Annotated in this window: 15 protein-coding genes, 4 tRNA genes and 3 rRNA genes; 13 read left to right on the top strand and 9 right to left on the bottom strand. The window is 36.0% G+C overall.

The genetic code is table 11. The annotated features are described in order from the left end of the window. Positions 1–22: 22 nt before the first annotated feature. From CLU82_RS14095 to CLU82_RS14105, 3 genes are all read right to left on the bottom strand, one after another. Positions 23–949, bottom strand: coding sequence for a methionyl-tRNA formyltransferase (locus CLU82_RS14095; RefSeq protein ID WP_232735250.1), 927 nt, complete (start codon positions 947–949; stop codon positions 23–25). A gap of 3 nt (positions 950–952) precedes the next feature. Continuing rightward, entirely contained in the window at positions 953–2,104 is a 1,152-nt protein-coding gene (locus CLU82_RS14100) for an ABC transporter substrate-binding protein (RefSeq protein WP_100843686.1), read from the bottom strand. Positions 2,105–2,172: 68 nt separating this feature from the next. Further along, a complete protein-coding gene (locus CLU82_RS14105) occupies positions 2,173–2,730 on the bottom strand; it encodes a phage tail protein (RefSeq protein WP_100843687.1) in 558 nt (185 codons plus the stop codon). Positions 2,731–3,446: 716 nt separating this feature from the next. On the opposite strand from CLU82_RS14105, the gene CLU82_RS14110 reads away from it, so the two are divergent. The 3 genes from CLU82_RS14110 to CLU82_RS14120 all read left to right on the top strand — a co-directional run bounded on the left by CLU82_RS14110 (position 3,447) and on the right by CLU82_RS14120 (position 6,316). Continuing rightward, entirely contained in the window at positions 3,447–4,118 is a 672-nt protein-coding gene (locus tag CLU82_RS14110; RefSeq protein WP_232735251.1) for a sensor histidine kinase, read from the top strand. A 3-nt stretch (positions 4,119–4,121) separates the two neighbouring features. Beyond that, entirely contained in the window at positions 4,122–4,790 is a 669-nt protein-coding gene (locus tag CLU82_RS14115) for a response regulator transcription factor (RefSeq protein ID WP_100843688.1), read from the top strand. A 263-nt stretch (positions 4,791–5,053) separates the two neighbouring features. After that, entirely contained in the window at positions 5,054–6,316 is a 1,263-nt protein-coding gene (locus tag CLU82_RS14120; RefSeq protein WP_100843689.1) for an asparagine synthetase B, read from the top strand. 124 nt (positions 6,317–6,440) lie between these two features. Here the strand turns inward: CLU82_RS14120 and CLU82_RS14125 are convergent, their stop codons facing one another. Continuing rightward, the gene (locus tag CLU82_RS14125) at positions 6,441–7,244 is read right to left on the bottom strand and encodes an endonuclease/exonuclease/phosphatase family protein (protein ID WP_100843690.1); all 804 of its coding nucleotides are present in this window, start codon (positions 7,242–7,244) and stop codon (positions 6,441–6,443) included. 279 nt (positions 7,245–7,523) lie between these two features. Between CLU82_RS14125 and CLU82_RS14135 the strand changes: the two genes are divergently transcribed. Together CLU82_RS14135 and aspA are read left to right on the top strand one after the other, a co-directional pair. Further along, the gene (locus CLU82_RS14135) at positions 7,524–8,282 is read left to right on the top strand and encodes a DUF2490 domain-containing protein (RefSeq protein WP_157813364.1); all 759 of its coding nucleotides are present in this window, start codon (positions 7,524–7,526) and stop codon (positions 8,280–8,282) included. 125 nt (positions 8,283–8,407) lie between these two features. Then, positions 8,408–9,817, top strand: coding sequence for an aspartate ammonia-lyase (gene aspA, locus CLU82_RS14140; protein ID WP_100843693.1), 1,410 nt, complete (start codon positions 8,408–8,410; stop codon positions 9,815–9,817). A 110-nt stretch (positions 9,818–9,927) separates the two neighbouring features. On the opposite strand, the gene rplT is transcribed toward aspA, so the two are convergent. From rplT to thrS, 4 genes are all read right to left on the bottom strand, one after another. Beyond that, positions 9,928–10,272 (bottom strand): 50S ribosomal protein L20, encoded by a 345-nt coding sequence (gene rplT, locus CLU82_RS14145; RefSeq protein WP_035633036.1) that lies wholly within the window; start codon positions 10,270–10,272, stop codon positions 9,928–9,930. A gap of 131 nt (positions 10,273–10,403) precedes the next feature. Next, positions 10,404–10,601, bottom strand: a complete 198-nt coding sequence (rpmI, locus tag CLU82_RS14150; RefSeq protein WP_022827375.1) for a 50S ribosomal protein L35 — start codon at positions 10,599–10,601, stop codon at positions 10,404–10,406. A gap of 85 nt (positions 10,602–10,686) precedes the next feature. Next, positions 10,687–11,238 (bottom strand): translation initiation factor IF-3, encoded by a 552-nt coding sequence (infC, locus tag CLU82_RS14155; protein ID WP_100843694.1) that lies wholly within the window; start codon positions 11,236–11,238, stop codon positions 10,687–10,689. 22 nt (positions 11,239–11,260) lie between these two features. Next, a complete protein-coding gene (thrS, locus tag CLU82_RS14160; RefSeq protein WP_100843695.1) occupies positions 11,261–13,207 on the bottom strand; it encodes a threonine--tRNA ligase in 1,947 nt (648 codons plus the stop codon). A 247-nt stretch (positions 13,208–13,454) separates the two neighbouring features. Here thrS and CLU82_RS14165 point away from each other — a divergent pair, with 247 nt between their 5' ends. The 8 genes from CLU82_RS14165 to CLU82_RS14200 all read left to right on the top strand — a co-directional run bounded on the left by CLU82_RS14165 (position 13,455) and on the right by CLU82_RS14200 (position 23,214). Continuing rightward, positions 13,455–16,379 carry an Ig-like domain-containing protein gene (locus CLU82_RS14165; protein ID WP_100843696.1) on the top strand — a complete coding sequence of 975 codons (2,925 nt, stop codon included), beginning with the start codon at positions 13,455–13,457 and terminating at the stop codon, positions 16,377–16,379. Positions 16,380–17,717: 1,338 nt separating this feature from the next. Beyond that, positions 17,718–19,231: ribosomal RNA gene (locus CLU82_RS14170) — 16S ribosomal RNA — on the top strand. 166 nt (positions 19,232–19,397) lie between these two features. Beyond that, positions 19,398–19,471, top strand: a tRNA-Ile gene (locus CLU82_RS14175). A gap of 138 nt (positions 19,472–19,609) precedes the next feature. Further along, positions 19,610–19,683, top strand: a tRNA-Ala gene (locus CLU82_RS14180). Between the two features lie 152 nt (positions 19,684–19,835). Next, a 23S ribosomal RNA gene (locus CLU82_RS14185) occupies positions 19,836–22,719 on the top strand. Between the two features lie 153 nt (positions 22,720–22,872). Further along, positions 22,873–22,982 (top strand): 5S ribosomal RNA (gene rrf / locus CLU82_RS14190). The 16S, 23S and 5S rRNA genes sit together here with 4 tRNA genes alongside, the layout of an rRNA operon. 64 nt (positions 22,983–23,046) lie before the next feature. Beyond that, positions 23,047–23,119 (top strand) — tRNA-Phe (locus CLU82_RS14195). Positions 23,120–23,128: 9 nt separating this feature from the next. After that, positions 23,129–23,214 (top strand) — tRNA-Leu (locus tag CLU82_RS14200). A gap of 197 nt (positions 23,215–23,411) precedes the next feature. Here the strand turns inward: CLU82_RS14200 and nth are convergent. Next, a complete protein-coding gene (gene nth / locus CLU82_RS14205) occupies positions 23,412–24,053 on the bottom strand; it encodes an endonuclease III (RefSeq protein WP_100843697.1) in 642 nt (213 codons plus the stop codon). Positions 24,054–24,073 lie beyond the last annotated feature (20 nt).

Below are 24,073 nucleotides of genomic sequence, written 5' to 3' on the forward strand. Positions count from 1 at the left end.
TTAAATTGTTGTTTGTGAAATATTAATTAAGAATGTTTGCGATTAAAGGCTGTAACATTATAAATTGTGAAGCTGTCATAATACCTTGATCGGTACTTAGTATTTCAATTGCAATTTGTTTGTTATCTTCACAAGCTATATTTATAGTATCGGTTAAGGATACAATTGTTCCCGGTTGATTTTTATGAGGTTCATTTAATAAGGAGGCTACAATTATTTTAACCTGTTCTCCTTGTAATGTAGCATCTGCTCCATTATTCCAAGGGTTACAGGCATTAATTAGTGAGATTATTTGACTTGCTGTCATACGTTTCCAATTAATATAAGTGTCTGATAATTCAGGTTTTTCATAATAACAGGATTCCGTTTCATCTTGCTTATGATTTGGAATGTTATTGGCAAATTGTAGCATATTTGCCATATTCAAAGTGACTTGAGCCATACGGTCACTTAATTTTACGGTTAACTTGCCGTATGTGTCTCCTTTTTGTATTGGTATTGGATCATTAAAAATGATATTGCCTTCATCGAATTTTTCATTCATAAAATGAGCACAAATGGCGGTTTCAGTTTCCTGATTTTTTAATACGTCAAAAAGTGGCATTACGCCACGATACTGAGGTAACGGACCAGGATGAAAGTTGATGAATTTATTACTTCCGTAGGATAAAACACTTTCAGGAAGTAAAAACGGAAAGGAGATACAAAAGATATAATCAGGTTGTATGTTATTAATCCAAGTTCTCATTTCGGTAATACTTTTTTTATCAGGAAAAGATTTAAAACCAAAGTTGTTGTCTTCGGATTCTCTTTCTAAAGCATCTATTATGGCGTTGCTGCTTTTACCAATTCCAATCGCGCATACAAATTTTTCATATGCTAATAATTGAAGCGATTTAAATGCAAATTTGCCACCACATAATATCATTATTTTTTTCTGTGTTTCCATAATTTAGATGCAGGCATAACTGTTGTGCCAAGCTGATGTGGAATTATTCAGTTCTTGAATCGTTAATTTTTCAAAATGTTCAAATACATTATTTGTGATGCTTTCTATTTGTACTTCGCATTTACCTTCGTCAGTAGAAATTATAGTCGCATTATATAGTGGTGCAATTGAAGTATTTGTTTTGGATTCAAAATAAATTCTGCCTCTTGGACTTTCAAAACTAAATGATTGTATACCCAATGCTATTTTTGGTGTGTTATTTTTATATTCGTCAATTAATTCCGTTATTTTCAGAGCTATTGAAGCACTTTCCCAACTCAACAATGAGAATAGATTAGGAGTTCTACCAGCATTTGTCATTGTTTCAATAAATGTTTTATTTTCTTTTGATTCTAGTTTTATTGACCACGCAGCAATTCCTTTTATATTATGACTTGGATACTCTGCATTAGCTAACATCATTTCTTCAAAGCCAAAAGGAGGCAAATAAATAGGAAGGTTTTGTTCTTCAAATGAATTTTTGATGTCTTCAAAATACCATTGTACAAAATCACCACTAAACAAACTTAATAAGGCACTGTTTGGAAATTGTTTTAAATGATTTATTAGAGGAGCTACCGTAAAATCTTCTGTTTTATAGCCAGTTGCATGATTAAAAAAAATGGTTCCTCCTGCTTCTTCAAATCCTTTGGAGATGCTGTGTGTATGTAAGTAACCACCATCATAATAGTTAGTTACCATCCCAGCTGATACATAACCATCATTGATAGCTTGCTTTGCAGCAAGAGATGCACCTAGAGAGTTATGAAGTGAATGATAAAAAATATTTGGACAAGTAGGCCATTCGTGAGGTAAATTGGCTCCCGCATCTAAAACAATTAGTATTTTGTTTGCGGCAAGGAAAAGGGGGCGAAGTAATTGTGCCATGCGATGTCCTATATAAGCAATTACAACAAGAGCATTTTCTTCTAATAAAAGTTTTTCGGCACTGCGGTAACATTGTTGTTTGTCTGCTCCAAAACCTATGTTTTCTGTAACTATTTTAATATCACTTCTTCCTAGCTGTTTTAAACCAGAGCGAAGGCCTTCATATAAATCAAATCCAATGGTTTGATAATATGTTGAGCGGGCTAGTAAAATTCCTATTGTTTGCATCTATTTTTAAATAGTAAAAAAAAAGGAAATCTTCATTTATATTGAAAATTTCCTTTTAATAATTTTAATTAGTTTCTACTTGGGAATATTCCTTCAGTGGCAATGGAATAATTAATTGTCAAATATGGGCTCAATATTGAAATAGGAAAGCCAGATCCAGTTATATCTGTATTGCCAGATATTTCAACTCCACCAGTGTAAGTTCCAGCAGTTGCTCCGTTGCCAGAATACATAGTAGTAGCAGCAGTAGCAAGAAAGTTACCTTCTGGAGATGCTTCATCAGCATTTGCAGTTGAAGCTTTTAGTTTTACTGATAAAGCTGTTAGAGTATGAACGTGTGCTGGCATATTTGATGTTAATATTGTTACATTTTCTGTACCAGCTTCTTGCCCCATTACATAATTAGATAGTCCTGGCCCTTGTCCTTGTCCTATAGGCATGCGTCCTTGTAAATCGGGTAAAGCAAATGTTGTTTGCCCGTTCCCCCCATAAGTGGTGCCTAATAAAGAAAATAGTGCAGTGTTTTGAGCAATTCCCATTAATTGTCCTTGACATGTAGCATATCCTCTAGGAGGAAAATTGAAACCGAAAATTTTAATCTCTCCAATGAAAGGTTCTGTTGACATAGTTTTTGTTTTTTAGTTAAAATTAAATTAAGTGATTATTTGTTAATTTTATACACGTATTTTTACCTGTTTTTTAGATTATTTGTTTTTTTAATATATTGATAATCAATTTTTTGAAAACACATATTAAAGTAAATTTTTGTTAAAAAAATATTGATTACATTAAATTTTTTTCTTTTATTGATTAATTTGTTTTTTGTCTATTAGATGTTTTTGTACGATAATTTAAAAGTAGATTAAAACGTATTTATCCTATATTTTAATGATACCAAACGTTTTTTTTATGTCATGAAACAGAAAAATATATACAGTTTTTTAATTTTTTAGTAAGTTCTAGAATCAAATATGAAATTGATTTTTTTTTGGAAGAAGTAGTGACATCTTTGATAGTTAGTTTTTTTAATTTAAAAATTAAGATCTTTTTGTTTGTTTTAAACAAATATTTTGAGAATTCATCTTCATCTAGAGTAGTAAAATTGAATTACAGAATTGATATTATCTCTGTGTAAGGAAGGTGAAAACATTTAAATGTTAATTCATAAGTATTTTATTTATTAGGAAAATTATTAATTACAATATATATTTGTCATTTAAAGTCATAAAAAACAGACAAAATGCTTGTGTTTTTGAATGTTAAGTTGCTTTATTTTTTTGCAATAAAAAGAGGTGTAATTGTTATATGAAGAGTGATTATTTATAGTTCAATTTAAATTGATATGGAAAAAAGAATGGTACTTGAAAGTTTAGATGTTTCACAAAACAAAAAACAATTATTGGCAGTAGTTCGTGTATTAGAAATGGATAGAAAACGAATAGCCCAAGGCTTACACGACGATATTGGTTCAAAATTAAATGTGATTTCTCTAAATTGTCATTTGTTGAAAATTCCTAATTTACCTCAAAAAGAAATAGAAGAAATCACTAAGAATATTATAGAATATACTTCAAAAGCGTTGGGTAGTTCTAAAAAAATGACCTACAGTTTGCTTCCTCCAGTTTTAGAAAAATTTGGGCTTCATGCAGGAATTGAGGAATTATGTACTGATTTAATTGATAATAAAATTGTTGATATTCAATATGTAAATAATATAAAGTTTGATTTTAATGACAATGATAGGCATATTCATGTTTTTAGAATTTTACAGGAATTGTTGAATAATTCTATACAGCATGGAAAAGCAACTTCAATATCTATTTTTTTTAATGAAATAGGAGGGGAAAACATATGTAGCTATTCGGATAATGGAATTGGTTTTGATTTGAATCAGCTAGAAAGTCATGAGGGTTTGGGAATGAAAAATGTGACAAGTAGAGTAGCAATTTTGGAAGGGAATTTTACGATTGAATCACAAATGAACAAAGGGATTTCAGTGGTTTTTAATTTTTAAATTATGAGCAAAACTATAAAAATAATTTTGGTAGATGATGAAGTGCTTTTTAGAAAAGGAATTTCTTTTTTATTAACCAGAGAAGAAAATATTGAAGTTGTTTTTGAAGCTTCAAATGGACTCGAGTTGATGGAGTTTCTTAAAAGTGATAATCCTAAACCAGATATTATAATCATGGATTTGAAAATGCCATTGCTTAATGGTATTGAAGCTACAAAGATTATTCGTAAAGATTTTCCGGATATAAAAATCATCGCATTAACAAGTTATGATTCAAAATCGTTTATAGCGAACATGGTCGATGTGGGTGCTGTTTCGTATTTAGTTAAAAATACCACTCCACAAGAATTATTTGCGACTATAAATGAAGTAGCTGAAAAGGGTTTTTATTATTCTGATTATGTAATGAATATTATTCAGAAGGATATTGTTTCCAATAAAAAATCCAAATGTAGTTTTGATACTAATTTTATCACTTCTAGGGAGCTTGAGGTTTTGCAACTCATTTGCAAACAAAAAAGTACTATAGAAATTGGCGAAAAGTTATTTATAAGTCCAAGGACAGTTGAAGGGCATAGGAATAACTTATTACTGAAAACAGAGTCTAAAAATATTGCAGGATTGGTTGTTTTTGCAATACAGCATGAATTAGTTTCTTTGGGTGTAATTTAAACCTAAGCTTGATTGTGTTGATAAATAAGTTGATTAAAATATTAGATGTTCATCTTTAGCCCTGATCGAAACGGCATCCTTTGCTTTTTTTCTTTAAAAAAGTAAAGATATAGTGGAGAGCAGGTAGTGTGTTGTTGAAAATACTTGATGTTACTGCTTCTAAAAATTAATAGAAGTGCTTGAAAAAATATTTTGCAAGATTTAAAAGATAAAATAAGTACTTTAATTGCTTACTGTTATCTTTGTTTTAAAATGGTTTTAAAATGATACGCAAAATACTTCTTTTTATATTTATTTTTCTAATGTCGATTTCTAGCAGAGCTTCGTTTATTTTGCTGCCAATGGATGAAACAACTCAGCAAAATCATCTTAAGGCATACGGGATTACCTACTGGTGTTTGGCCAAAAACTACAAAGCAAGTTGGTTACTCAATTACCGAGGAGGATCTTTTTTATTACCTGATGCCGAAGAGATTCGAAAAGAATGTCAAATTCGCGGCGTAAGTTTTGAAGTACTTTCAGATTCAGAACAAGCAGCAATTTTGAATGAAATAGCGAGTCCATCTCAAAATATGGAGACTGTTATTCTTGAAAAAGCTCCAAAAGTTGCTGTCTATACTCCAAAAGGGAAACAACCTTGGGACGATGCAGTAACTTTGGTTTTGACTTATGCTGAAATTCCTTTTACACCTATTTATGATGAAGAAGTATTAAGTGACCAATTACTATTGTATGATTGGCTTCATTTGCATCATGAGGATTACACTGGTCAATATGGAAAGTTTTATGGAGCTTACAAAAATACCCCTTGGTATATAGATCAAAAGAGAGACGCCGAGGCTTTGGCTAAAAAGTTAGGATATGAAAAAGTATCTCAGGAGAAAGGTGCTGTCGCAAAGAAAATTCGTGATTTTGTAATAGGGGGCGGCTTTCTATTTGCCATGTGCTCAGCGACTGATAGTTTTGATATTGCTTTGGCAGCAGATGGTGTTGATATTTGTGAATCGATGTTTGATGGAGATCCTAGTGAAGCTAATTATCAATCCAAATTAAATTTTAATAGCACTTTTGCTTTCAAAAATTTCACTTTGGAACGCAGACCAGAGGAATACGAATTTTCGAATATCGATATGACCACGAAAAGAAAAATTCCAATGGACAAGGATTATTTTACTTTGATGGAATATTCTGCTAAGTGGGATTTTATTCCCAGTATGTTGTGTCAGAATCACACACAGTTAATCAAGGGATTTATGGGGCAAACAACTGCTTTTGATTCTGAATTTGTGAAATCTAATGTTTTAGTAATGGGAACTTGTGAACTCGATGGTGAAGCACGTTACATTCATGGAGAAAAAGGAAAAGGAATGTTTACTTTTTATGGAGGTCACGATCCCGAGGATTACCAGCATCAAGTAGGGGATCCAGCGACAGTTTTAGACTTACATCCCAACTCCCCAGGTTATCGATTAATTTTAAATAATGTTTTGTTTCCTGCAGCCAGAAAGAAAAAACAAAAGACTTAATTGAGTTATTAGTTTTTGTCTGAATGTTAAATTGTGATTGAATTAATAGAATCTGAACAGAAAAATCAGCGCTAATCAGTTTAATCCGTATAATCTGTGGACTATTTTTTTTATGTGTATTCCATTAATTCAATGAGAATTCAATCCAAATAGGGATATGGTCCGATATTTTTCTCGCTTCTTTTAAGGAGGGAAATTTTTTGTAAAACAAAATCACATCCGATTTGATATAATGTATTGAACTGCTTTTATAAAACATATTATCAAATTCTGAAGCCAAGGAATTTTCTCCTTTGGATTTTGTTTTTAAGGATGTTTTTTGGTTTTGTAAAATAGGAGTATAGCCCATTTTTTTCAAAGGATTAAAAACTGAATGAGATTGCGGGCAATTGAAATCACCAGTAAAAATAAGATTCAAATTAGCGTATTCTTGAGGTAAAAACTTGAAATATTTTATCTCAGTTTCGGGTTGTTTATTTTTGGTTATGGCATGGAAAGAGGCAATGGTTATGGTTTTTCCTTTTATTTCAAAAGTAGCAAAATAAGGCTCTCGGTCAATTTCCAGATGAAATCTTTGTTCCAACCAAGGTTTTCCTTTTAGTTTTATTGTATTAGTTTTCCAAAGAAAAGCATAACGCTCTGTTTTATACGCAGTGCTTGAAGTAGGATTGCTAACTGCATAATTCCATTTTGATCCTTTGCGATTGAGTCCGTCGGCTAGTTTTGCTATAGCTTGGGTTCCTCCATTTCCTGCTACCACTTCCTGAATGGTGACAATATCAAAATCTTTAATAGTATTAGCAATAAAATCAATCTCTTGATCAGATTTGGATTTGCCAAAGTTTTCCAGATTCCAGGAAAGGAGTTTGGTTTGGGAATAAAAAGCGTTGAAAAAAAATAAAAAGAGAAGACAGGATATTTTGTTCATGGATTGGAATTAATTCTCGGATTTGGAGATCGTAAAAGTATTGTTTGTCTCTTCGATTACAAAAGGTTTATTCTTTATTTTAAGTTTTTTTGTTTCATTAATAAATAATGAAGCTGTAGCAATTGAAATACAAAAAGTAAGTGATTTTATACTTCAGTTTATTCTTCAAAGTGATAAATATCATATGGGAATAATGAAAGGAAAAGTAATTTTACACAGCAAAGTTTCGAAATATTACTTTTATATATAATTGCTTTTTAAACTAAATCACATATAATTTTGAAAAACGTATCTAATTTTTTTGTTTTATTATTTCCTATTTTAGTATTTGGGCAAGCAGTTGCCAAAAAAGAAGTAAATCAACAGGTTCAAACGTGGGTTTCTTTGAATACAGTAACAAAATTTGCAGAGCACTGGGGAGTAGTTGCTGATGTTCATATCCGAGAGAATGGTTTTTTTGAAAGCGATAACTTTTATTTATTAAGGGGAGGTGTTTCATACATGCCGAATTCAGCAGTTTCTTTGATTGGAGGTTATGCTCATATGTGGCTGGCTCCAACAAAAGAAGGTTGGTTTGTTTATTCTAATGAAAACAGGATATATCAGCAGGTGCAGTTAAGTTCTAAAATTGGTAAAGTAACCGTGCTTCAAAGACTGAGAAATGAGCAAAGATGGCAACAGATAATGATTAATGATGCGCCTTCTGGAATCCTTCGCTTTACAGATAGAGTCCGATATTTAGCTAGTTTCACCATTCCTGTATTTAATAATAAAAAGTTGCCTTCATTGGTACTTTCTGATGAGATTTTAATACAATTTGGAAAGGATATTGTCTACAATACATTTGATCAAAACAGATTGTTTATCGGGATTAAACAAAATATAAGCCCAAAATTGAGCTACGATTTTGGGTATATGAATGTTTATCAGGAAAAAATAAATGGATATCAGTATGATATGAACCATACTATTCGATTGTTTTTTTATCTTAATTCTGATGTAAAACATAACCCTTCTAAGTCACCTGAGCATTCTTAAAGGAAGTAATGTTTCAATTTTTAGAGAAGTTATTTAGTTGTACTAAATTTAAATGAGTATTCTTTTATCGTAATTTATTTATGTGTTAACTTTAATGCTAATTTATAAGCTTTATATATCAACACATGGAAACAACAAGAAGAGAACATGACTTTTTAGGCGAATTAGAAATTCCTAATCATTTATATTATGGAATTCAGACTTTCAGAGCAGTGGATAATTTTAATATTACAGGTATTCCAATTTCTAAAGAACCTCTATTTATAAAAGCTTTGGGGTATGTAAAGAAAGCAGCAGCAATGGCTAATTTGGACTGCGGTGCTTTAGATTCTAAAATCGTCGAAGCAATTTGTTATGGTAGTGATCAGGTAATAGCTGGGAAGTTTGATCAGGAATTTGTTAGTGATTTGATTCAGGGAGGTGCAGGAACATCTGTAAATATGAATGCTAATGAGGTAATCGCAAACATAGGTTTAGAATATTTAGGTCATAAAAAAGGCGAGTACAAATTCCTCCATCCTAACAATCATGTTAATTGTTCTCAGTCAACTAATGATGCTTACCCATCAGCTTTTAGAATTGCTGTGTATCTAAAAATGGAATCTTTTATTAAAGTTTTAGAAGATTTAGAAGCTTCATTTACAGCTAAAGGTCATGAATTTAGTACCGTTTTAAAAATGGGACGCACCCAATTGCAAGATGCAGTTCCAATGACCTTGGGACAGGAATTTCATTCTTATGCGACAACTATTGGAGAAGATATTAGACAATTGCGTAATGCCCAAAGTTTAGTTTTGGAAATTAATATGGGAGCAACTGCTATCGGAACCAAGGTGAATGCCCCGGAAGGATACCCAGAAATCTGTGTCAATTATTTGGCTAAAGAAATAGGAATCCCGTTAACCTTATCACCTGATTTGATTGAAGCAACTGTAGATACAGGAGCTTATGTGCAAATTATGGGTACTATGAAAAGAACTGCAGTTAAGGTTTCTAAGATTTGTAATGACTTACGTTTGTTAAGTTCTGGGCCTAGAACAGGATTGAATGAGATTAATTTACCTCCACGTCAGCCAGGTTCATCAATTATGCCAGGAAAAGTGAATCCTGTAATTCCAGAGGTAGTTAATCAAACTTGTTTTTATGTAATAGGTCAGGACTTAACAGTAACTATGGCTGCTGAGTCTGGGCAATTACAATTGAATGTAATGGAGCCAGTAATTGCTTTTGCAATGTTTACTTCATTAGATTATTTGACTAATGCAATTCAAACATTAATAGATAAGTGTATAAAAGGGATTACTGCGAATGAGCAGCATTGCTACAATATGGTGATGAATAGTATTGGAATCGTAACTCAATTAAATCCAATTTTAGGATATGAAGAAAGTGCCAGTATTGCAGGTGAGGCACTTAAAACTGGAAAGAGTGTTCATGAAATAGTAGTTGTGGAACGTAAATTAATAACTCAAGATAAATGGGATGAGATCTATTCATTGGAGAATTTAATCAATCCTAAATTTATTACTTCATAAATAGAGAATAGCATATTATTGTAAAGGAGTTTTATAAATAAAAAAAGCCCAATCGTTAGATTGGGCTTTTCTGTATAAGTAAGTAATTCTAAATTGAGTTTATATAACGTTTATTTTACTTTATTAAGTACTGCTTTGAAAGCTTCTGGGTGATTCATTGCTAAATCTGCAAGAACTTTACGGTTCAATTCGATTCCGTTAGCTTTTACTTTTCCCATGAATTGTGAATAAGACATTCCTTCCAATCTAGCTCCAGCGTTAATACGTTGAATCCATAATGCACGGAAATTTCTTTTATTCACTTTTCTGTCACGGTAAGCGTAGCACATTGCTTTCTCTACCGCATTCTTAGCAACTGTCCAAACGTTTTTACGTCTACCAAAGAAACCTTTGGCTTGCTTCATTATTTTTTTTCTTCTTGCTCTTTTAGCAACTGAATTTACCGATCTTGGCATAATTTTATTGTTTTTTTGTAGCAGGCGTCCTGAATTTAATCAAAGGAACTTACAGCCATACTCCAAGGTTATTGAATTTGTTTTTAACCTAAAGAATTATTTTTTGATAATTGACAATTGGAAATTGTCGATTAGATAATTCTTAATTGTTGTTTGATGCTTTTCATATCTGTTTTGTGAACTAACGCTGAGTGAGTCAAAGCTAATTTACGTTTTTTAGATTTTTTAGTCAAGATGTGACTTTTGAAAGCATGCTTTCTTTTAATCTTTCCAGAACCAGTAACTTTAAAACGTTTCTTGGCGCTAGATTTGGTTTTCATTTTAGGCATTTTTCCTAGTGTTTTAATTTATTCTTACTTACTTATCTTTTAGTCTAAAGTATGAATGTCAGTTGCTGACTTTCGATTTTATGACTTATTTCTTTTTCTTAGGAGCAATGAACATAATCATTCTCTTTCCTTCAAGAACAGGCATTGCTTCCACTTTTCCGTGCTCCTCTAAATCAGTTGCTAATCTTAATAATAAAATTTGCCCTTGATCTTTATAGATAATAGAACGTCCTTTAAAGAACACAAAAGCTTTTAATTTAGCTCCTTCTTTTAAGAATTTTTCAGCATTCTTTCTCTTAAATTCGTAATCATGCTCATCAGTTTGAGGACCAAAACGTATTTCTTTCACTACTACTTGAGTAGATTTAGCTTTCAGTATCTTATCACGTTTCTTTTGTTCGTAAACGAACTTTTTGTAATCCATGATTTTACAAACTGGCGGCTCTGCGTTTGGTGAAATTTCAACTAAATCCAATTCAAATTGATCCGCTAATCTCAAAGCTTCTGCAAGTTTAAAAACTCCAGGCTCAATGTTCTCACCTACAAGTCTTACTTCTTGTACACCACGAATAAAATTGTTTATTCTGTGTGCATCTTTCTTTTCTACGCGAGGTTGATAACCTCTGTTGCTTCTTATTGCTATGGCTTTATAATTTAAGTTAAACTGTAAATGTTTTTAATGTCTTTTTTATCTCTTCATCAACAATCGAAGCAAATTCTTCTATTGTAACGCTGATATTTCCTTTTCCTTCTTGACCGTGACGACGAATCGAAATGGTCCCATTTTTCTCTTCTTCCTCTCCTACAATCAGCATAAACGGGATTTTCTGCATCTCTGCATCTCTAATTTTCTTCCCAATCGTCTCGCTTCTGTTGTCAATTAGGGCGCGAATTTCGTGATTTTCTAGCAGATTTAAAACTTTTTTAGCATAATTTTCATATTTCTCACTCAAAGACAGTATAATTGCCTGTTCTGGCATCAACCAAAGAGGGAAATTTCCTGCTGTGTGTTCTAATAAAATGGCAATAAATCGTTCCATAGATCCAAATGGAGCTCTGTGAATCATCACGGGTCTATGTAATTCGTTGTCAGAACCTTTGTATGTTAATTCAAAACGCTCTGGTAAATTGTAATCTACCTGAATCGTTCCTAATTGCCATTGTCTTCCCAAAGCATCCTTTACCATGAAATCCAGTTTAGGACCATAGAAAGCAGCTTCGCCATATTCAACAACTGTATTTAAACCTTTATCAGCTGCTGCATTGATAATTGCATTTTCAGCTTTCTCCCAGTTTTCGTCAGAGCCAATATATTTATCTCTGTTCTCTTTATCTCTTAATGAAATTTGAGCTGTAAAGTTTTCAAAACCTAATGAGCCAAATACATAAAGCACCAAGTCAATTACTTTTTTAAACTCTTCGTCCAATTGTTCTGGAGTACAAAAAATATGCGCATCATCCTGAGTAAACCCACGTACACGAGTCAATCCATGTAATTCACCAGATTGTTCGTATCTGTAAACAGTTCCGAATTCAGCATAACGCTTTGGTAAATCTTTGTATGACCATGGTCTTACGTTATAGATTTCACAGTGATGAGGGCAGTTCATTGGTTTTAATAAAAACTCTTCTCCTTCAGCAGGAGTATTGATTGGCTGAAAACTATCAGCACCATATTTAGCATAGTGACCAGAAGTAACATATAATTCTTTCTGACCAATATGTGGAGTTACAACTTGCTCGTAACCTGCTTTTTTCTGAGCTTTTTTCAAAAACTGCTCTAATCTGTCTCTCAAAGCAGCTCCTTTTGGTAACCATAATGGTAAACCAGCACCAACTTTTTGAGAAAAAGCAAACAACTCTAATTCTTTTCCTAGTTTTCTATGGTCACGACGTTTCGCTTCCTCTAGTAATTCTAAGTATTCAGTTAAGTCTTTTTGTTTAGGAAATGAAGTTCCGTAAACACGAGTTAACTGTTTATTTTTTTCATCACCTCTCCAATATGCTCCAGCAACACTCATTACTTTCATTGCTTTGATAATTCCAGTATTTGGAATATGACCTCCACGACACAAGTCAGTAAAAGTATCATGATCGCAAAAAGTAATAGTTCCGTCCTCAAGATTAGTAATTAATTCGGTTTTGTAAACGTTGTCTTTGTAGATCTCCAAAGCTTCTGCTTTAGTTACAGGACGTAATTTAAATTCATGTTTTCCTTTCGAAATTTCAAGAACTCTATCTTCTATTTTCTTAAAATCAGCATCTGAAATCTTTTGATCTCCAAAATCCACATCATAATAGAAACCATTAGATATTGCAGGTCCAAGAGTTAATTGTATTCCAGGATACATTTCCTCAAGAACTTGTGCCATAACGTGCGAAGTCGAATGCCAGAAAGCTTTCTTACCATCTGCATCGTTCCAAGTATATAATATAAGACTGCCATCCGTCGTCAATGGGGTAGATGTTTCAATAGTTGTACCATTGAAAGAAGCCGAAATAACATTTCTAGCAAATCCTTCGCTAATGCTTTTTGCAACATCCATAGGAGTTGCTCCAGAAGCAAACTCTTTAACTGACCCGTCGGGCAAAGTAATCTTAATCATTGTTTTTTATATTTTTAGATTGCAAATATAAAGCATTAGCAAAACACTTACAATATATATATGTAGAAGTTTGTGCTTATGTGTAAGGTGAGGTTGTAAAATGATTTATATTCTTCATAATTATTTAACATGCTTAATATTAAGGTTGTAATAAGATAACATATCCTATTCAATTTCGTAATTAGCAATGCTTTTTTATCAAAAGGAATAAAAATAGTTTTACCAATAAAACTTTAATATAATTCTTATGAAAAAAATGTACTTAATAGTATTATCCTATGTATTAATTCCTTTAGGGCTTTCGGCTCAAACAAAGGGCTTAGTTATTTCTGAAATCTTTACAAATCCAAGTGGAAATGATTCACCGTTTGAATATGTTGAATTGGTGGCGACCACAAATATTAATTTTGCGACTACGCCTTATAGTGTTGTTTTTACAGACAATGGAACAGCAACTTCCAATGGTTGGAAAGAAGGTGGATCTGTGTCTTACGGATTTACAATTACATCTGGATCGGTAGTAGCTGGTCAAGTTGTCTATGTGGGAGGTACTTCAATGTTGCCATTAAGTAATGGCGGAGTTTCATTAAAATCAAAGAATACAGGCTCTTCATCAGGAGATACATTTGGGTCTAGTAATTCAGCAGGTGTTTTAGGACAGGGTGGTAGTAATGCTGATGGTGTAGCGGTGTTTAATGTTGCTGCTTCAAGTATTTCTGCTTCAACAGTTCCAGTTGACGCTATATTCTTTGGTTCTGGTGTTGGTAGTGCTTTTAAAACGACAAGCTCTGGATATCAGTTGCCTGTAAATGATAAATATGCTGGAGGCAAATTGCAAACGTCCTCTTTTATTGCTCCAGATCCTGCGAGTGGTGAAATTATAAAAGCAGTAGGAGTTTTTAATCCTTCAACAGATTCGTTTGCAACAGTTCGTACTTGGTCAATCACTACTACGGCTACTTATAATACAAGTTCTGTAACATTAACAAGTGGTGTAAATCAAGCGCCAGTAATTTCGATTACTGCTCCTGTTGGTGGAGCATCTTTTACTGCTCCTGCTTCGGTTTCGATTACTGCAAATGCAACCGATGCTGATGGAACTATAGCGAGTGTCGAGTTTTATAACGGAACAACTTTATTAGGAAGTGATACTGCTAGTCCATATTCTTTTACTTGGAGTGGGGTAGCAGTAGGCTCGTATACTATTACAACAAAAGCTTACGATAACTTAAGTGCTGTAACTACTTCATCAGCGGTCAATATTACTGTAAATGCAAGTGGTTCAAATCAAGCGCCAATAGTTTCTATAACAACTCCAGTTACTGGAGCATCTTTTACAGCTCCTGCTAGTGTGTCAATTACAGCAACTGCAAGTGATGCAGACGGGAGCGTAGCTAAAGTAGAGTTTTACAATGGAGCTGTTTTATTAGGAAGCGATACTTCGAGTCCTTATTCTTATTCATGGAGTAGTGTTGCAGCGGGTTCTTATAGTATCACTGTAAAAGCATACGACAATCTAAATGTTGTTACTACTTCATCTGCAGTAAGTATAACTGTGAACGGAGCGAATGTAGCGCCAACACTTAGTTTTAATACCACTGCTTCCAAGTTAGTGGATTTAGCTTCTGGAAAAGTAAGTTGCGTAATGAATAACGCGACCGATCCTTTTATTGTAACAGGATTAGATATAAATGTGGGAGACGAAAATCTGAATACAGTTACCTTCTCAATGACTAGTTCAAAAACAAGTGTGGTTTCAAATGCTAATTTTACCATTACAGGTACAGGTACGGCTCGTAAATTCAAAATCACCCCAACAGCTGTGGGATATACAACAATTACTTTGAAGGTTACCGATGCTCAAGGTTTAAATAAATCAATTTCATTAAGCCTTGCTGTTTCGGCTTCACTTGCAACTGCGGCTACTAAGGATATTTATAATACAGGCGTTGCCGATGGATCTACAGCAATTCCAGTAGATGCTAATTATATGTTTGTGGCAGATGATGAAACCAATGTAATAAAATTATACGACAGAAATAACTCGGGTTTATCAATCTATCAATTCGATGTAAATCCTTATCTAAACTTAGGAGGGACAGAAGTCGATATGGAAGCGTCATTCAGAAGTCCTACAAATCCAAATCGTATTTACTGGATGGGTTCTTTGAGTAATTCAAAATCAGGAGAAGCAAGACCAGATAGAAATAGAATTTTTGCGACAGACATCGTAGGTACTGGTGCCAATGCTACATTAGTATTTGTTGGATATTACAGTAATCTAAGAAGTAAAATAATTACTTGGGGAGATGCCAATGGGTACAACTTTACAAGTAAAGCCGCGACAGGCATAGAGCCAAAAAGAATTGACGGTTTCAATATCGAAGGTTTAGAAATGGGGCCAGATGGAACTACTATGTATATTGCTTTTAGAGCTCCTTATGTTGGAACAGGTACTAATAAAGCATTAATTTGTCCATTAATAAATTTTGAATCTTGGTTCGGGAATGGTTCACCAAGTGCTAGTCCTACCTTTGGTTCGCCAATTGAGTTGAATCTAAATAATCACGGGATAAGAAGCTTGGGGAAAAACGCTTCCAATCAATACCTTATCGTTGCAGGAAGTTATGCCGCAACAGGTACATTCGAATTGTATTCTTGGAATGGTCAAGCAGCCACCGCGCCAGTATTGTTAAATGTGGATTTGGCAAATCTTAAACCAGAAGGAATTGTAGATGTTCCTGCTAGTATTTCAGGAGCGTTCACTGTCGATTTGGTTTCCGATTTAGGTTCAAACATACTATATAATGATGGATTAGAGAATAAAGATGTTGTAGAGCCCAATCATCGTAAGTTTTTAACGTCTACATTGCAGGTTAATGCAGGTTCTACAGCGCGTATCGCTTCTAAAGATCAAGCAAAAGAGTTAGAAACAACTAAAATGTACTCATATCCAAACCCTATTAATACAACACTGAATATTGTTTTCGATGAAAACCAATATTCAAATACAACAGCTTATGTATATAATACTGTAGGGGCGTTGGTCAAAACGGTTCTCTTAAATAATAGTGATGGTAAAGCTACTATTGATTTTTCTGACTTAGGAGCTGGTTTGTATTTTGTCAATTTACCAGAAATGGCTAAAGTATTTCAGATTATAAAAGAATAAAAGATATCAAATTATTTCCAAAATGCTCTTCATTAATATGAAGAGCATTTTTTTTTATGTCTAAAGTCGAGGTGAGAAAGAGATTTAAAGTAGAACAACCAAAGTAATACTAGTAATAATCAGGAGCTATTTCCTGCTATGCGTTCCAATCTTGTGGGCCGAACCCCGGCCCACAAGGATTTCCACTACTATCAGGGCTAGGGCATGAGGTTTCATAAGAGAGATTTATTTTTTAGATATACCTATTATATATGTATAGCACCTTTTTGATGCAAGCCCCTCATATTCTGAGTCATTCAGAATAACAACCCAACCATATTTTAGTTTAAAAAGCAAACACCGCATCTAAAACCAATAATATTATACTTTTTATATAAAACATTTATATAAAAAGTATAAATGATTTATATAAAAAGTATAAATGATTTATACGAAAGGTATAATTGTTTTATACGAAAAGTATAAATTATTTATACAAAAAGTATAATTGTTTTATACAAAAAGTATAATTGATTTATATAAAAAGTATAAATGATTTATACGAAAGGTATAATTGTTTCATACGAAAAGTATAAATGATTTATATGAAAGGTATAAATGTTATATACAAAAAGTACATTATGTAGTAAGTACAGTCAAAAACGATACTTCTATGTGCTTAAAACAATAAAAATTTAGAATCACCACTCAGTACCTATATATAGTATAGCGAATAAACCATGTATTATTCCCAAAGAAACCTCCAAAACCCTAGCAAAACCGATAAAACACCTCAAAATCCAATACCCAAATTCAAAAATCATCAAAAAGTGTTTTTGTAACCCACCTTAAACCAGTGTATTAAAAAATAAACAGAAAATAGTTAAGAAAAGCCATTGCAGAAACGAATAAACGTGGTACTTTTGCACCCGCAACAGCGAATAAGTTCTTAGAAAATCTGGCAAGTAATTCAAAATCAAAACGAAAATTTATTTTCAAAAAAAGATTTAAAAAAGCTTGTGAGAAATAAAGAAGTAGTTTACTTTTGCACCCCGCAAAACATGCAACGTTCCTTGAAATACTGATAAGAAAACGAGAAGTAAATGAAAAATTAATTTTTTCTAAAAAAACTTCAAAAAGTTCTTGCCAGTTAAAAAGAAAATGCTACTTTTGCACCCGCTTTGAGAAACAAGCGAAATACAAAAAGACACGTTCCTAGACATATTGAATTGACAGCCGTCTTATCCAAAAGATAAGACAAATAAAATAAGAGTAATAGAATCGTATAGATTTGAATAAACACCGATAGAAACTGAGTCGAATAACAATAGTCTTGAAGCAATTCAAGACGTATAATATACGATGAAGAGTTTGATCCTGGCTCAGGATGAACGCTAGCGGCAGGCTTAACACATGCAAGTCGAGGGGTATAGTTCTTCGGAATTAGAGACCGGCGCACGGGTGCGTAACGCGTATGCAATCTACCTTTTACAGAGGGATAGCCCAGAGAAATTTGGATTAATACCTCATAGTATTATGAAATGGCATCATTTTATAATTAAAGTCACAACGGTAAAAGATGAGCATGCGTCCCATTAGCTAGTTGGTAAGGTAACGGCTTACCAAGGCTACGATGGGTAGGGGTCCTGAGAGGGAGATCCCCCACACTGGTACTGAGACACGGACCAGACTCCTACGGGAGGCAGCAGTGAGGAATATTGGACAATGGGCGCAAGCCTGATCCAGCCATGCCGCGTGCAGGATGACGGTCCTATGGATTGTAAACTGCTTTTGCACAGGAAGAAACAACATTACGTGTAATGTCTTGACGGTACTGTGAGAATAAGGATCGGCTAACTCCGTGCCAGCAGCCGCGGTAATACGGAGGATCCAAGCGTTATCCGGAATCATTGGGTTTAAAGGGTCCGTAGGCGGTTTGGTAAGTCAGTGGTGAAAGCCCATCGCTCAACGGTGGAACGGCCATTGATACTGCTAAACTTGAATTATTAGGAAGTAACTAGAATATGTAGTGTAGCGGTGAAATGCTTAGAGATTACATGGAATACCAATTGCGAAGGCAGGTTACTACTAATGGATTGACGCTGATGGACGAAAGCGTGGGTAGCGAACAGGATTAGATACCCTGGTAGTCCACGCCGTAAACGATGGATACTAGCTGTTGGGAGCAATCTCAGTGGCTAAGCGAAAGTGATAAGTATCCCACCTGGGGAGTACGTTCGCAAGAATGAAACTCAAAGGAATTGACGGGGGCCCGCACAAGCGGTGGAGCATGTGGTTTAATTCGATGATACGCGAGGAACCTTACCAAGGCTTAAATGTAGATTGACCGGTTTGGAAACAGACTTTTCGCAAGACAATTTACAAGGTGCTGCATGGTTGTCGTCAGCTCGTGCCGTGAGGTGTCAGGTTAAGTCCTATAACGAGCGCAACCCCTGTTGTTAGTTGCCAGCGAGTCATGTCGGGAACTCTAACGAGACTGCCAGTGCAAACTGTGAGGAAGGTGGGGATGACGTCAAATCATCACGGCCCTTACGCCTTGGGCTACACACGTGCTACAATGGCCGGTACAGAGAGCAGCCACTGGGCGACCAGGAGCGAATCTACAAAACCGGTCACAGTTCGGATCGGAGTCTGCAACTCGACTCCGTGAAGCTGGAATCGCTAGTAATCGGATATCAGCCATGATCCGGTGAATACGTTCCCGGGCCTTGTACACACCGCCCGTCAAGCCATGGAAGCTGGGGGTGCCTGAAGTCGGTGACCGCAAGGAGCTGCCTAGGGTAAAACTGGTAACTAGGGCTAAGTCGTAACAAGGTAGCCGTACCGGAAGGTGCGGCTGGAACACCTCCTTTCTAGAGCCTTAGTTGTTAGCAATTTATTGCACGCTAGGGAAAGAAGACGAAGAATTTATAGGTTACAAATTAAAGATTATATTACTCTTGCTGTTAATTTAAAAAAATAAAGAATAAAAGTAGAGGCGTTGCAGTGCAACGACTAATACAATTTAAGAATAAAGAGTGTCTCGTAGCTCAGCTGGTTAGAGTACTACACTGATAATGTAGGGGTCGACAGTTCGAGTCTGTCCGAGACAACTATTTTAAGAGTTATAAGTCATAAGTTATGAGTTATAAGTTTAAAAGAATTGAAATTCTTAAAAAAAGGAAATTTTAGAAGTTGAGCGTTTATGAGCAAATTCATAACTCATAATTCATAACTCATCATTTAAAAATGGGGGATTAGCTCAGCTGGCTAGAGCGCCTGCCTTGCACGCAGGAGGTCAACGGTTCGACTCCGTTATTCTCCACAATCCGGTAGAGACGTTGCATTGCAACGTCTCTACTAAGGAAAAAGTTCATTGACATATTGAGATAAGAAATAATAAAAAGTAGAAAGCGTTTTTTACTATTTATAGTAAAAGACAAAAAAAAACGGTCTTAATTAATTTTAAGATTGGTACAATAAGCAAAATAAGGGCGTATGGGGGATGCCTTGGCTCTCAGAGGCGATGAAAGGCGTGATAAGCTGCGAAAAGTTACGGGGACGAGCACACATCGATTGATCCGTAAATACCTGAATGGGGCAACCCACTATGTTGAAGACATAGTACACCGATAGGTGGGCAAACCCGCTGAACTGAAACATCTAAGTAGGCGGAGGAGAAGAAAACAAAAGTGATTCCGTAAGTAGTGGCGAGCGAACGCGGATTAGCCCAAACCAATGTTGTTACGGCAATGTTGGGGTTGTAGGACCACGACATTTCTTGCATAAAGAATTAGAATCTACTGGAAAGTAGAGCCAAAGAAGGTGATAGCCCTGTATAAGTAATGAATGTAAAGGATAGTGGTATCCTGAGTAGGGCGGGGCACGTGAAACCCTGTCTGAATTTGGCGGGACCATCCGCTAAGGCTAAATACTCCTGAGAGACCGATAGTGAACCAGTACCGTGAGGGAAAGGTGAAAAGAACCGTGAATAACGGAGTGAAATAGATCCTGAAACCATACGCTTACAAGCGGTCGGAGCCCTTTTGTGGGGTGACGGCGTGCCTTTTGCATAATGAGCCTACGAGTTAACGTTGCTGGCAAGGATAAATGGTTAAGCCATGGATCCGTAGCGAAAGCGAGTCTGAATAGGGCGCTTTAGTCAGTAGTGTTAGACGCGAAACCGTGTGATCTACCCATGGGCAGGATGAAGCGCTGGTAACACAGTGTGGAGGTCCGAACCGGTTGACGTTGAAAAGTCTTCGGATGACCTGTGGGTAGGGGTGAAAGGCCAATCAAACTCGGAAATAGCTCGTACTCCCCGAAATGCATTTAGGTGCAGCGCACGGCGTAAAGTTATATAGAGGTAGAGCTACTGATTGGATGCGGGGGCTTCACCGCCTACCAATTCCTGACAAACTCCGAATGCTATATAATGTTTCCGTGCAGTGAGGGCTTGGGTGCTAAGGTCCAAGTCCGAGAGGGAAAGAACCCAGACCATCAGCTAAGGTCCCCAAATATATGTTAAGTTGAAAGAACGAGGTTTGTCTGCCCAGACAGCTAGGATGTTGGCTTGGAAGCAGCCATTCATTTAAAGAGTGCGTAACAGCTCACTAGTCGAGCGGACGAGCATGGATAATAATCGGGCATAAACATATTACCGAAGCTATGGATTTGTAATTTATTACAAGTGGTAGGGGAGCATTCTAACAGGGTTGAAGGTGTGTTGTAAAGCATGCTGGACTGGTTAGAAAAGAAAATGTAGGCATAAGTAACGATAATGCGGGCGAGAAACCCGCACACCGAAAGACTAAGGTTTCCACAGCTATGCTAATCAGCTGTGGGTTAGTCGGGACCTAAGGCGAACCCGAAAGGGACAGTCGATGGACCACGGGTTAATATTCCCGTACTACTAATTACTGTGATGGGGTGACGGAGTGATGAAAGCGCCGCGAACTGACGGAATAGTTCGTTGAAGTACCTACCTATAAGCTGCGCAGGCAAATCCACGCGGCTTGGGGAAATACGATAGTACTCGGAGTCTTCGGACAAAGAGATAGTGCGCCTAAGGGCTTCCAAGAAAAACCTCTAAACTTCAGGTAATTAGTACCCGTACCGCAAACCGACACAGGTAGTCGAGGAGAGAATCCTAAGGTGCTCGAGAGATTCATGGCTAAGGAATTAGGCAAAATAGACCCGTAACTTCGGGAGAAGGGTCGCCCCGAGTAATCGGGGCCGCAGTGAAGAGGTCCAGGCGACTGTTTATCAAAAACACAGGGCTCTGCAAAATCGTAAGATGAAGTATAGGGCCTGACACCTGCCCGGTGCTGGAAGGTTAAGAGGAGATGTTATCTTCGGAGAAGCATTGAATTGAAGCCCCAGTAAACGGCGGCCGTAACTATAACGGTCCTAAGGTAGCGAAATTCCTTGTCGGGTAAGTTCCGACCTGCACGAATGGTGTAACGATCTGGACACTGTCTCAGCCATGAGCTCGGTGAAATTGTAGTAACGGTGAAGATGCCGTTTACCCGCAGTGGGACGAAAAGACCCTGTGCACCTTTACTATAGCTTAGTATTGACCTTGGATAAATGATGTGTAGGATAGGTTGGAGACTGTGAAGTGGCGTCGCTAGGCGTTGTGGAGTCATTGTTGAAATACAACCCTTTGTTTATCTGAGGCCTAACCCCGCTTTGCGGGGGACATTGCTTGGTGGGTAGTTTGACTGGGGTGGTCGCCTCCAAAAGAGTAACGGAGGCTTCTAAAGGTTCCCTCAGTACGCTTGGTAACCGTGCGTAGAGTGCAATGGCATAAGGGAGCTTGACTGAGAGACATACAGGTCGATCAGGTACGAAAGTAGAGCATAGTGATCCGGTGGTTCCGCATGGAAGGGCCATCGCTCAAAGGATAAAAGGTACGCCGGGGATAACAGGCTGATCTCCCCCAAGAGCTCATATCGACGGGGGGGTTTGGCACCTCGATGTCGGCTCGTCACATCCTGGGGCTGGAGAAGGTCCCAAGGGTTGGGCTGTTCGCCCATTAAAGTGGCACGCGAGCTGGGTTCAGAACGTCGTGAGACAGTTCGGTCTCTATCTACTGTGGGCGCAAGAAATTTGAGTGGATCTGATTCTAGTACGAGAGGACCGAATTGGACAAACCTCTAGTGTATCTGTTGTCCCGCCAGGGGCACCGCAGAGTAGCTACGTTTGGAAGGGATAAGCGCTGAAAGCATATAAGCGCGAAACCCACCACAAGATGAGATTTCTTTTAAGGGTCGTGGGAGATGACCACGTTGATAGGCTATAGATGTAAAGGCAGTAATGTCATAGTCGAGTAGTACTAATAACCCGTAAGCTTATGTACACCCTTTTCCCGAGTCGCAAGACTCGGGAAGAAACTTTCTAATACACTTTTTATATTCTTTATCTCAGTATGTTAAGATATTGTTGCAATGCACGAGTTCTAAATTAGGAATTACGACTTGCAAGATGATTGTCCAAAGCAATTATAACTTCTTAAGGTGGTTATTGCGGCGGGGCTCACCTCTTCCCATCCCGAACAGAGTAGTTAAGCCCGCCTGCGCAGATGGTACTGCAGTTATGTGGGAGAGTATGTCGCTGCCTTTTTTTATAAAAACCCTGTTTCGATAAGAAACAGGGTTTTTTATACTAAAATTTAATTAAAATTTTAGGTACCTTAGCTCAGATGGTAGAGCAATGGACTGAAAATCCATGTGTCCCTGGTTCGATCCCTGGAGGTACCACTTTATAATGCTTGGATGGTGAAATTGGTAGACACGCTGGACTTAAAATCCAGTGAACAGCAATGTTCGTGCGGGTTCAAGTCCCGCTCTGAGTACAAGAAAAAACTTCATTTGGCTAACGCTAAATGAAGTTTTTTTATTTTAATTATTTATCTAAAAAACTGTATTGTTTATTTAGGACTAGTCAATTTTAAATAAAATTTAAAAATGTGGGGCTAGCTATTTATGAAATGGACAGCACGACCATTGGTGCATGCCATAAAAGAATTAACAAAGAGATTTATAAAAATAATTATCGATTAATTCTATAATAATTGCAAATTGAATTAATTGGGCATTCTTCACATTTAGGTTTAGGTCTGCAAATTTCTCTTCCTAGAAAAGAAAAAGCCATACCAATTTCATCCCAAATTGTTTTGGGTAGGATTTGCATTAGTTGTTTTTCGACTTTATTACCGTCTTTACTTTCAGTGATCAATCCAATTCTTGGTGCTACACGGATTACATGTAAATCGGCGATAATTCCCTCGGGAGGAACTCCTGCTTCCCGCATAATGACATTGGCTGATTTTCGACCGATGCCTTTTAAAGCTGTCAATGTTTCCATTGTCAGAGGAATGTTTTTGTTTTCTTGAATTGTTTGTGCGATTTCGATTAACCAATTCGCTTTGGTGCCAAAATTTCTAACTTTTGAAATATGAGGAATCAGATTTTCTACACTTGATGAGGCTAAACTTTTCATATTTGGAAAAGTTTCAAAAAGAGCTGGAGATATAGAATTAATATTAGCATCAGAATCCTGAGCCGAAAGAACAACCATTATCATCAACTGATAGAGATTCTGATACTCTAAAGGATGTTTTCTGCCTTTGTACTTTTTAAGAATTGGGGTTAATTTAGTTTCCCAATCGTTTGTTTCTTCAAATAAATCCATATTGAATATTTTTGAGTTAC

The organism is Flavobacterium sp. 5, from assembly GCF_002813295.1.
In the GTDB taxonomy this organism is placed as follows: domain Bacteria; phylum Bacteroidota; class Bacteroidia; order Flavobacteriales; family Flavobacteriaceae; genus Flavobacterium.

What these genes read in the sequence shown, in the direction of transcription:
- CLU82_RS14095 (WP_232735250.1), bottom strand. Translation starts at nt 949, where the DNA reads ATGGAAACACAGAAAAAAATAATGATATTATGTGGTGGCAAATTTGCA.
- CLU82_RS14125 (WP_100843690.1), bottom strand. Translation starts at nt 7,244, where the DNA reads ATGAACAAAATATCCTGTCTTCTCTTTTTATTTTTTTTCAACGCTTTT.
- CLU82_RS14110 (WP_232735251.1), top strand. Translation starts at nt 3,447, where the DNA reads ATGGAAAAAAGAATGGTACTTGAAAGTTTAGATGTTTCACAAAACAAA.
- aspA (WP_100843693.1), top strand. Translation starts at nt 8,408, where the DNA reads ATGGAAACAACAAGAAGAGAACATGACTTTTTAGGCGAATTAGAAATT.
- CLU82_RS14120 (WP_100843689.1), top strand. Translation starts at nt 5,054, where the DNA reads ATGATACGCAAAATACTTCTTTTTATATTTATTTTTCTAATGTCGATT.
- CLU82_RS14100 (WP_100843686.1), bottom strand. Translation starts at nt 2,104, where the DNA reads ATGCAAACAATAGGAATTTTACTAGCCCGCTCAACATATTATCAAACC.
- CLU82_RS14165 (WP_100843696.1), top strand. Translation starts at nt 13,455, where the DNA reads ATGAAAAAAATGTACTTAATAGTATTATCCTATGTATTAATTCCTTTA.
- rpmI (WP_022827375.1), bottom strand. Translation starts at nt 10,601, where the DNA reads ATGCCTAAAATGAAAACCAAATCTAGCGCCAAGAAACGTTTTAAAGTT.
- CLU82_RS14105 (WP_100843687.1), bottom strand. Translation starts at nt 2,730, where the DNA reads ATGTCAACAGAACCTTTCATTGGAGAGATTAAAATTTTCGGTTTCAAT.
- thrS (WP_100843695.1), bottom strand. Translation starts at nt 13,207, where the DNA reads ATGATTAAGATTACTTTGCCCGACGGGTCAGTTAAAGAGTTTGCTTCT.
- rplT (WP_035633036.1), bottom strand. Translation starts at nt 10,272, where the DNA reads ATGCCAAGATCGGTAAATTCAGTTGCTAAAAGAGCAAGAAGAAAAAAA.
- nth (WP_100843697.1), bottom strand. Translation starts at nt 24,053, where the DNA reads ATGGATTTATTTGAAGAAACAAACGATTGGGAAACTAAATTAACCCCA.
- CLU82_RS14115 (WP_100843688.1), top strand. Translation starts at nt 4,122, where the DNA reads ATGAGCAAAACTATAAAAATAATTTTGGTAGATGATGAAGTGCTTTTT.